The following is a 536-nucleotide window of genomic DNA, read 5'->3' as shown; positions in this document are numbered from 1 at the left end:
CTGCTGTCCTTGACGGAATAGTGAGTACAACATCAGTTTCTTGTTTTGGAGGAGCTAACGGAACAGCTACAGTTACTCCAAGTGGAGGAACTCCTGGATATACTTATTTATGGTCAACAGGAGCTACTACTGCTACAGTTACAGGTCTTTCACAAGGTACAACTTATAGTGTGACTATTACAGATGCAAACTCTTGTGCTAAAACCATCAATAATATTACAATAACACAGCCGACTGTTCTTAACGGAACAATTTCTACAACTGCCGTTTCTTGTTTTGGGGGAGGTAACGGAACAGCAACCGTTACACCTACGGGAGGAACTTCTGGATATACTTATTTATGGTCGACAGGGGCTGCTACTGCTACAATTACGGGATTAGCAGCAGGAACATACAGCGTAACTATTACAGATGCAAATGCCTGTACAAGAACAATTACAGGGATTGTGGTTGGACAACCAGCCGCCGCTCTTAACGGAACTGCATCTACAACGGCGGTATCATGTTTTGGAGGAGCAAATGGAACAGCTACAGTT

Annotated in this window: 1 protein-coding gene; it reads left to right on the top strand. The window is 43.5% G+C overall.

Annotated elements, in window-relative coordinates; genetic code table 11:
• Positions 1 to 536 (top strand): SprB repeat-containing protein (locus ACFSC2_RS25255; protein WP_379817696.1); only part of this gene is annotated, 536 nt, incomplete at both ends.

This window comes from Flavobacterium artemisiae (assembly GCF_042678225.1).
Taxonomy (GTDB): Bacteria; Bacteroidota; Bacteroidia; order Flavobacteriales; family Flavobacteriaceae; genus Flavobacterium; species Flavobacterium artemisiae.
The sequence above is the reverse complement of the archived record's forward strand: the minus strand, read 5'-3'. Positions and strand labels throughout refer to the sequence as shown.